8 protein-coding genes are annotated in these 9,048 nt (G+C 33.4%); all 8 read left to right on the top strand.

The window, feature by feature from the left end:
• Positions 1-254 precede the first annotated feature (254 nt).
• The 8 genes from thrS to M0D21_RS11195 all read left to right on the top strand — a co-directional run bounded on the left by thrS (position 255) and on the right by M0D21_RS11195 (position 9,035).
• On the top strand, positions 255-2,201 hold the full coding sequence (gene thrS / locus M0D21_RS11230) for a threonine--tRNA ligase (protein WP_248329465.1): 1,947 nt from the start codon (positions 255-257) through the stop codon (positions 2,199-2,201).
• 82 nt (positions 2,202-2,283) lie between these two features.
• Positions 2,284-2,793: a translation initiation factor IF-3 gene (gene infC, locus M0D21_RS11225; protein WP_317250141.1), complete on the top strand. Its 510-nt coding sequence runs from the start codon at positions 2,284-2,286 to the stop codon at positions 2,791-2,793.
• 61 nt (positions 2,794-2,854) lie between these two features.
• A complete protein-coding gene (gene rpmI / locus M0D21_RS11220; protein WP_027394180.1) occupies positions 2,855-3,052 on the top strand; it encodes a 50S ribosomal protein L35 in 198 nt (65 codons plus the stop codon).
• A 106-nt stretch (positions 3,053-3,158) separates the two neighbouring features.
• Positions 3,159-3,503, top strand: a complete 345-nt coding sequence (gene rplT / locus M0D21_RS11215) for a 50S ribosomal protein L20 (RefSeq protein WP_248329463.1) — start codon at positions 3,159-3,161, stop codon at positions 3,501-3,503.
• Positions 3,504-3,668: 165 nt separating this feature from the next.
• Positions 3,669-4,073, top strand: a complete 405-nt coding sequence (locus M0D21_RS11210; protein WP_248329461.1) for a hypothetical protein — start codon at positions 3,669-3,671, stop codon at positions 4,071-4,073.
• Positions 4,074-4,079: 6 nt separating this feature from the next.
• A complete protein-coding gene (locus M0D21_RS11205; RefSeq protein ID WP_248329459.1) occupies positions 4,080-6,854 on the top strand; it encodes a hybrid sensor histidine kinase/response regulator in 2,775 nt (924 codons plus the stop codon).
• A gap of 43 nt (positions 6,855-6,897) precedes the next feature.
• A complete protein-coding gene (locus M0D21_RS11200) occupies positions 6,898-7,710 on the top strand; it encodes a TrmH family RNA methyltransferase (RefSeq protein ID WP_248329457.1) in 813 nt (270 codons plus the stop codon).
• 92 nt (positions 7,711-7,802) lie between these two features.
• Positions 7,803-9,035: a M48 family metallopeptidase gene (locus M0D21_RS11195; RefSeq protein ID WP_248329455.1), complete on the top strand. Its 1,233-nt coding sequence runs from the start codon at positions 7,803-7,805 to the stop codon at positions 9,033-9,035.
• Positions 9,036-9,048: the final 13 nt, after the last annotated feature.

Genomic DNA, 9,048 nt, shown 5'->3' with positions numbered 1-9,048 from the left:
GTTTTTATAACAACCTCATTACCCAAAGTTTACATAAAGGAAAAAGGATAGCGATTGTAGCAGCATCCTTATACAACTTTAATATAGGGTTGTATAAGATATCGCGAAAAGCGCGGTTGAGACCTGTTCAAGGTATCAAATCCCTATTATTCCAAAGAAAATTTAGCTTTATTTAATTAATACATTAAATATATACTATTGTGTTGTATGGGTTTTATTATCGTATTATCTTTGCGTCTTTAATTTAGAAAAAAATGATCAAGATTACATTACCCGATAGTTCGGTGAGAGAGTACAATAGCGGTGTGACTGCTATGGATGTTGCCAAAGATATAAGTGAAGGTTTTGCCAGAAATGTGATTTCTGCAAAATTTAATGGTACAACCATAGAAACAGCGACCCCATTAACCACCGATGGTAATCTTGTATTATTTACTTGGAAGGATGATGAAGGAAAAACAGCTTTTAGACATTCTTCTTCTCACGTTTTAGCACAAGCTCTAGAACAATTATATCCTGGAGTTAAATTATCTATTGGTCCTGCAATTGAAAATGGTTTTTATTATGATGTTGATTTAGGAGACCAAACTATTTCTGAAAAAGATTTCAAGAAAATTGAAGATAAAATGCTGGAAATAGCCAGAGGAAAGCATGATTTTAAAATGCGTTCTGTGTCTAAGGCTGATGCATTACATAAATATAAGGAAGAAGGAAACGAATATAAACTAGAGTTAATCGAAAATCTGGAAGACGGAACGATTACATTTTGCGATCATGATACATTTACTGATTTATGTCGCGGAGGACACATCCCTAACACAGGGATTATAAAAGCGGTTAAAATCATGAGTGTTGCTGGGGCCTATTGGCGAGGTGACGAAAACAACAAACAACTTACTAGAGTATATGGAACTTCTTTTCCTAAACAGAAAGAATTAAAAGAATACCTAGAATTACTTGAAGAAGCTAAAAAGAGAGATCACCGTAAACTAGGAAAAGAATTAGGTCTTTTCACATTCTCTCAAAGAGTAGGACAGGGATTACCATTATGGCTTCCTAAAGGCGCTGCTTTACGCGAACGTCTGGAACAATTCCTTAAAAAAGCACAGAAAAAAGCAGGTTACGAGATGGTTGCCTCTCCACATATTGGACAAAAAGAGCTTTACGTTACTTCTGGACATTATGCTAAATATGGAGAAGACAGTTTTCAACCTATTAACACCCCGGCAGAAGGAGAAGAATTCTTATTGAAACCTATGAACTGCCCTCATCATTGTGAGATTTATAACAGTAGTCCTTGGTCTTATAAAGATTTACCTATACGATATGCAGAGTTTGGAACAGTATACAGATATGAGCAGAGTGGTGAGCTGCATGGACTAACTCGTGTTAGAGGTTTTACTCAAGATGACGCTCATATTTTTTGTACTCCTGATCAATTGGATGAGGAATTCAAAAATGTAATAGATTTAGTATTATATGTTTTTGGATCTCTTGGTTTTGAAAATTTCACAGCTCAAGTTTCACTTCGTGATCCTGAAAACCCTGATAAATATATTGGAAAAGAAGAAAATTGGGAAAAAGCTGAAAATGCTATTTTAAATGCCACTAAAGAAAAAGGTCTTAATTATGTCGTAGAAACAGGGGAAGCTGCTTTTTATGGTCCTAAATTAGACTTTATGGTTAAGGACGCCCTAGGCAGAAGTTGGCAATTAGGAACTATACAGGTTGACTATAATTTACCCGAGCGTTTTGACCTTACCTACAAAGGAAGCGACAATGAACTTCATCAACCTATTATGATTCATAGAGCACCTTTTGGAAGTATGGAAAGATTTATCGCTATATTGCTGGAACATACTGGAGGAAACTTCCCTATTTGGTTAATGCCAGAGCAAGCTATCGTACTCTCTATCAGCGAGAAATATGAAAAATACTCTGAAAAAGTTTTAAATTTGTTAGAAAATGTCGAAATTCGCGCCCTTGCAGATGATAGAAATGAAACGATTGGAAAAAAGATTAGAGAGGCTGAAATAAATAAATTTCCTTATATTATTATTGTAGGGGAACAGGAAGAAAAAGATCAGACCATATCTGTTCGAAAGCATGGAGGTGAAGATTTAGGCGCCATAACAATTGAAGAGTTTTCTAAGATTGTGAACAAAGAAATAGAAAATACACTAAAACCGTTTAACGGATAACAATAGAGAAAAACTAAGTTTAATTTAAAATTTTTAAGTCATAGCAATAAGAAGAAGAAGGTCTCAAAAACCAGCAAGAATAATTAAAGAAGATGCTCACAGAATCAACAATAAGATTCGTGTTGATGAAGTGCGTCTCGTAGGTGACAATGTCGAAGTAGGGGTCTACCCTACTCGCAAAGCGTTAGCAATTGCCGAAGAACAAGGATTAGATCTCGTTGAGATATCTCCTAAAGCCGTTCCTCCTGTTTGTAAGGTAATGGATTACAAGAAATTTCTTTATGAACAAAAGAAAAGAGATAAAGCCTTAAAAGCAAAGGCCACTAAAGTTGTTATTAAAGAAATTCGATTTGGACCGAATACTGATGAACACGATTATGAGTTTAAGAAAAAACACGCAATTAAGTTCTTAAGTGAAGGTGCAAAACTAAAAGCTTATGTTTTCTTCAAAGGGCGTTCGATAATATATAAAGATCAAGGGCAAATCTTACTTCTTAGATTGGCACAGGAACTTGAGGAGTATGGTAAAGTTGAACAAATGCCAAAACTTGAAGGTAAACGTATGATTATGTTTATTGCTCCTAAAAAATAAAAAACGACTTCTCTATTGGAAGTATTACGATAATAAGTGAGATTATAAAAACGAGGATACAATGCCTAAAATGAAAACAAAATCCAGTGCTAAAAAGCGTTTTAAGCTTACCGGTACTGGTAAAATCAAAAGAAAGCACGCTTTTAAGAGTCATATATTGACAAAAAAATCTAAAAAGCGTAAGCTTGCTTTAACGCACTCTACTTTGGTGCACAAAAGCGATGAAAATAGTATTAAAGAGCAGTTACGTTTAAAGTAATCACTTTTTAATAAGGTTAAAATTAGTATAAACCCAGGAGTTAGGCCATTATAAAGTATTCAAAAAATTAAGAGTTGAATCGCCTGCTACTAAAAAATTTAAAATTATGCCAAGATCAGTAAATTCTGTTGCTAAAAGAGCTAGAAGAAAAAAGGTTCTTAAGCAAGCAAAAGGTTACTTCGGACGTCGTAAAAACGTTTGGACAGTTGCAAAAAACGCGGTTGATAAAGCGATGCAATACTCGTACAGAGACCGTAGAAATAAAAAGAGAACTTTCCGTGCTTTATGGATCACACGTATTAATGCGGGTGCACGTTTACACGGTATGTCTTATTCTCAATTTATGGGAAAAGTTAAAGCTAATGACATCGAGCTTAACCGTAAGGTTCTTGCCGATTTAGCTATGAATCACCCAGAAGCTTTTAAAGCTATTGTAGAAAAAGTAAAGTAATCTTTTATTAAAAACAAAACAATCTCACTTATATAAGAAAAGCTCACCTAATGGTGGGCTTTTTTATTTTCAATTTCAAGAACAAATACACTTTATCGATAAAAAATGCATTTTATCTATAAAAAATACATTTTTTTCATTATTTTTAGCAAAACCCTTCTAACTATGAAAATATATTACTTCTTATCTACACTAGGTATATTTTTGTTACCCCAAAGCGCTTTTGCACAAGATCACAATACACATTCTACCGCCGGATTGAATGCCGAACAAATTTTTGGATTATTGGAAATGCCTTTTCTAGCGATAGCCTTAATTTTTAGTTTTCTTACCGCCACTAAACTCAAAGGAGGAAAATTTGGTTCTGGAATGACTTTATTAGCATGGGGGTTCGTGGTAATGGCCCTAGGTCACTTACATATGCAAATTGCTCATATTTTTAATTACAACATATTCAAAAACCTTTTTGGTGAAACTCCAGGCAATTACATTTGGTTTGTTGCTTTAATTCTCACTTGGGGATTATCTGCATTAGGCTTTTATAAAATTTATAAAGCAAGTAAAATATAGCCATTAATGATTAATTGGCTTAAAAACATATTATCTAAAAGAAAAAGTGATCTACCTGCAAAACCAGAAGAGCAAGAAATAGTAAATCTTGTACTATTTTTTGAAAAAAAGATTGCTCCACCAACTATTGGATCAAATCTGGAAACCAAAATCAAAATTTTCAAAGAATCTAATCTAAAAAGGAAAATCATATCGTTACCTGAGGTTTATCTTTTACTGGAAGAATACTACTTAGATCACAATAAACAAGCTACAAAAGAAAAGCTTCGGAAGAAAATTGAAGAAAAATTCCCGCTATTACAACAACACAAGGGTTTCAGATTAATATTTTATCCCTTGGAGAAACAGGAATTGATATTATGTAAAGATTTTCTTTTAGAAGTATTGAAAAAATCTTCAGAGCTTACCGGAAGTTCCAGTGACTCAAAAATTCGCAGTATTAAAACTGCTCTTGCACTCGAATATGATTTCGCTTCAATTGATATCATCAAAGAACAAAAAAGGTTATTAGAATTTTCTAATGAAATTTTTTTCAGAATAAAAAAAAGTTTGGGGATCAATGCCATCACCAATATTTATCTATTTATCTATAAAAAGCACTTTGAATCATATCATCTATTAGATTCTTTTACTGCTATCCTTAATGTTATCCCGGGAGAAATTTTAGCCAAAGACCTGATTAACTTCCCGACCAAGCAGCAAATGCTAAAAATGCTGCAAAAGCAGCTATATAGTCTTGAAAAAATCAATGAGCGTTTAACTCAAGAGATCATTGACAAAAAAAAGATCGAAGAAGACCTAAAATACAGTGAATACCTAAAATCAATCATTCTTGAAACCGCTATGGACGGAGTTATTCTTACCAATAGCAAAGGCACTGTATTGAACTGGAATAAACAAGCAGAACATATCCTCGAACTAAAAAGAGAGGAAACTATTGGAAAAAGTGTTTACCATCTTGTACCGTATAAATTAAGAAAACAACTTAAAGCGAGTTTTGCTAATTATATTAAAACGGGTGATGATGATCTTATTAATAAAAGAGTAGAAACCTCGGTAAACCGAAGAAATGGAACGGTGGTATATATCGAACTTACTATTGTTGCCATCGAAATAAAAGATGATTACTTATTCAATGCTTTTTTTAGGGATATTACCAATAGAAAAATCATCGATAACGAAATACGTGAAGCAAAAGTTTTGGCAGAAAAATCGGCTAAGGCTAAGTCTGTTTTTTTATCCAATATGAGTCATGAAATTCGTACCCCACTAAATGTAATATTGGGACTTACCGGAATTTTGCAAAAAAGTAATTTTAGCAATCCTACAGTTGACAAAAAAAACCTTGATGGGATTCAATTTTCTGCAGAAAACTTATTAGTACTCATTAATGATATTCTGGATTTTTCTAAAATCGAAGCGGGAAAACTTACATTACACAAAGAGGATTTTAATCTTCATGAACTTCTAAACAACTTATCTCGAGGTTTTAAAATTAAAGCCGACGAAAAAGGATTGACCTACAAAGTCTTTATAGACACCACCGTTCCAAAATTTATTGTTGGTGATCAATTGCGATTGAATCAAATATTGATTAATTTATTAGGAAACGCTATAAAATTCACCCAAAAAGGAGAAGTTATTATTCAAGTTACTACCCACGAGATCCTCGATGATCATATAACGTTGAACTTTTTGGTGAAAGATACAGGAGTGGGAATACCAGAAGACAAACTAAAAAACATATTTGAAAGCTTTTATCAAGTTCACAAACCTGGAAAAAATAAAATTGAAGGAACCGGCTTAGGGCTTTCTATTTCAAAACAACTTATCGAATTACAAGGAGGTATACTAAACGCAAAAAGCACACCCCAAGTTGGATCTTCATTCGATTTCTCTATACAATTTGACAAGAGTAACTTTAAGACCTCTGACCATCATAATGCTAATTCAGAAATTATAGATAATCTCGGAGAATTATCAGGAATGAAGGTGCTCGTGGTTGAAGACAACAAAATGAATCAATTTTTTATCAAACAATTATTATCCAATTGGAGTGTAGAAGTGGTAATTGCCGAAAATGGAAAAATAGCTATTGAAACTTTAGAAAAAGAAACCTTCGATCTCATTCTAATGGATATGCATATGCCTGTAATGGACGGGTCTGAAGCCACCCAAATTATTCGAAAATCAACCAATCCAAAAATCAATCAAATCCCTATAGTAGCTTGTTCTGCTGATGTTTTTCCAGAATCTAAAATGAAGGCTATGAGTTCGGGGATGAACTTTTATCTTACAAAACCATTGAGTGAAAAGGCTTTAGAGGAAATATTATATAGTCTAAAACCTAATGTAGAACATCTTAAGGAAGAGAAAAACGAGTCTACCAAAACTATTGGTAATTCTTCAGCCCAAAACAAAACACAATACTGCGATCTATCTTTTTTGAAAAAAACATTTGATCACGATAATGAAACAATAAAGAGTGTACTACAAATATTCTTAGAAGAAACTCCAAATGATTACAAAGCTTTAACCGAAGTTATCAAGAACAAAGACAGTTCTAAAGCCAAAGAGATTGCCCATAAATTAAAGTCTAGCTTTAAAACCATTGGTTTAGAAAAAGAAGCAACAATTCTAGAAAAAATCGAAAAACTTTCAGCCAATGACGATGATTTCGGCAAAATACATGAAGAATTTGAATTACTTCGTCTATCTTTCCCATTAATTCTTAAAGAAATCGAAGACACTATGCGTGACTTATCCTCTTCAAATTCATAAAAAACTACTCTCTTTTTTACATCCTATTTCTATATTTGTGATTATGCAAAAAAATCAAATCACCAGTGCTCAAAATTCGAGAATCAAACTTCTAAATCAGTTGAAGGAAAAATCTCGAGTAAGAAAAAAAGAGAAAAGTTTTTTGATCGAAGGCCAACGTGAAATTCACCTGGCTATACAAGGTGGTTATAGTATTACACAGCTATACTATTGTACTTCTATCATTTCACATGAGGAGATAGTGAACATCCTTACAGACAATGATAGCGCTACAGAACTGTTTGAAATTACTATTGAAATCTATCAAAAGTTAGCGTACAGAACTACCACTGAAGGTGTATTGGCTGTGGCAAAATCTAAGGATCTGGGTATTCACAATTTGAAATTATCATCAAAAACACCATTAATTTTGGTTGCCGAAGCACCAGAAAAACCGGGTAATATTGGAGCATTACTTAGAACGGCTGACGCCGCCCAATTGGATGCGGTATTAATAGCTAACCCAAAAACCGACATCTACAACCCGAATATTATAAGATCAAGTGTCGGTTGCTTATTTACCAATAATGTTGGTATAGGGTCGACAAAAGAAATCATCTCCTTTTTAAAGAATGAAAATATAACAATTTATGGAGCCGCGTTAGACCAATCTGAAGATTACCATATACAAGATTACACAAAATCTACAGCCATAGTCGTAGGTACAGAAGCAACTGGCCTGAGTACTGATTTTTTGAATAACGCATCCCAAAATATCAAAATACCTATGAGCGGTGTTATAGACTCTATGAATGTTTCAGTTGCAGCGGGAATTCTAATTTTTGAAGCCAAAAGACAACGAGACTTCAGAAAATAAAAGTTTAAAAAAATTGTAATATAAATAGATTTAAATCATTATCTTACCACTTCCTACAAACCCCAAAGGAAAGAACTTAATTGCTATAACCAATGACCCCAATTTCCCTGTTTTATTTATTGATTGCCATTATTGTTATTGTGTTTTTAATAGATTCACTGTTAGATATATTAAATGCAAGACATTATAATGATGATATTCCAGAGGAACTTACTGACGTTTATCCTAAAGATGAATACGAAAAATCCATCGCCTACAAGCGGGCAAATTACAGGTTTAAGTTAGTTTCTTCGGCTATTTCACTAGGTATTATGCTTGTTTTTTTCTTTTTAGACGGCTTCGCCTGGGTAGACAACATGGCAAGGAGTTATACCCATAACCCTATTGGAGTTGGTCTTATTTTTTTCGGAATTATTATGATCGGTAGTGATATACTTTCTACTCCTACCATGTACTATAAAGTTTTTGTGATAGAAGAAAAGTTTGGTTTTAACAAAATGACCAAAAAGACATTTTTTATTGATAAAATTAAAAGTATCATTATGATGATCATTGTTGGTGGTGGGCTTATAGCTTTGATCATGTGGTTTTATGAACTTACAGGCTCTTCGTTTTGGATCTATGCTTGGATCTTAGTATCTATATTTACTGTAGCGATGAACATGTTTTACGCTCGTTTAATTGTACCTATTTTTAATAAACAATCCCCACTAGAACCTGGAGACTTAAGAAATACCATAGAGGAGTACTCAAAAAAAGTTGGTTTCCAGTTAAAAGACATTTTTGTTATTGATGGCTCTAAACGAAGTACCAAAGCCAATGCCTATTTTTCTGGATTCGGAAGTGAAAAAAGAATTACCCTTTATGACACTCTAATTAAAGACCTAAGCAATGAAGAAATAGTTGCTGTTCTTGCTCATGAAGTTGGACACTACAAGAAAAGACATGTTATTATTAATCTGATCTTATCTGTTGCTCTAACCGGAATAACCTTATGGTTTTTATCATTGTTTATAGCCAACCCATTACTGTCTGAAGCGCTTAATGTTGATGTACCCTCTTTTCATATTGGTTTAATTACATTCGGAATATTATACAGTCCAATTTCTGAGGTCACCGGTCTGATCATGAACATAGTATCTCGAGCTTTTGAATATCAAGCGGATGATTATGCCAAAGACACCTACAACAGCGAAGCTCTTATCAATAGTTTAAAAAAATTATCTAAAAATAACTTTAGTAACCTCACACCTCATCCGGCAATGGTATTTATACATTACTCCCACCCTACTCTTCTACAAAGAATAAAAAACTTAAGAAAATAAATCCTTGGTAGAA

Origin of the sequence: Aquimarina acroporae, from assembly GCF_023195925.1 — a bacterium.
Classification (GTDB): domain Bacteria; phylum Bacteroidota; class Bacteroidia; order Flavobacteriales; family Flavobacteriaceae; genus Aquimarina; species Aquimarina acroporae.
This window is presented reverse-complemented; position numbering and strand designations above follow the sequence as displayed.

What these genes read in the sequence shown, in the direction of transcription:
- thrS (WP_248329465.1), top strand. Translation starts at nt 255, where the DNA reads ATGATCAAGATTACATTACCCGATAGTTCGGTGAGAGAGTACAATAGC.
- rplT (WP_248329463.1), top strand. Translation starts at nt 3,159, where the DNA reads ATGCCAAGATCAGTAAATTCTGTTGCTAAAAGAGCTAGAAGAAAAAAG.
- M0D21_RS11200 (WP_248329457.1), top strand. Translation starts at nt 6,898, where the DNA reads ATGCAAAAAAATCAAATCACCAGTGCTCAAAATTCGAGAATCAAACTT.
- rpmI (WP_027394180.1), top strand. Translation starts at nt 2,855, where the DNA reads ATGCCTAAAATGAAAACAAAATCCAGTGCTAAAAAGCGTTTTAAGCTT.
- M0D21_RS11210 (WP_248329461.1), top strand. Translation starts at nt 3,669, where the DNA reads ATGAAAATATATTACTTCTTATCTACACTAGGTATATTTTTGTTACCC.
- M0D21_RS11195 (WP_248329455.1), top strand. Translation starts at nt 7,803, where the DNA reads ATGACCCCAATTTCCCTGTTTTATTTATTGATTGCCATTATTGTTATT.
- M0D21_RS11205 (WP_248329459.1), top strand. Translation starts at nt 4,080, where the DNA reads ATGATTAATTGGCTTAAAAACATATTATCTAAAAGAAAAAGTGATCTA.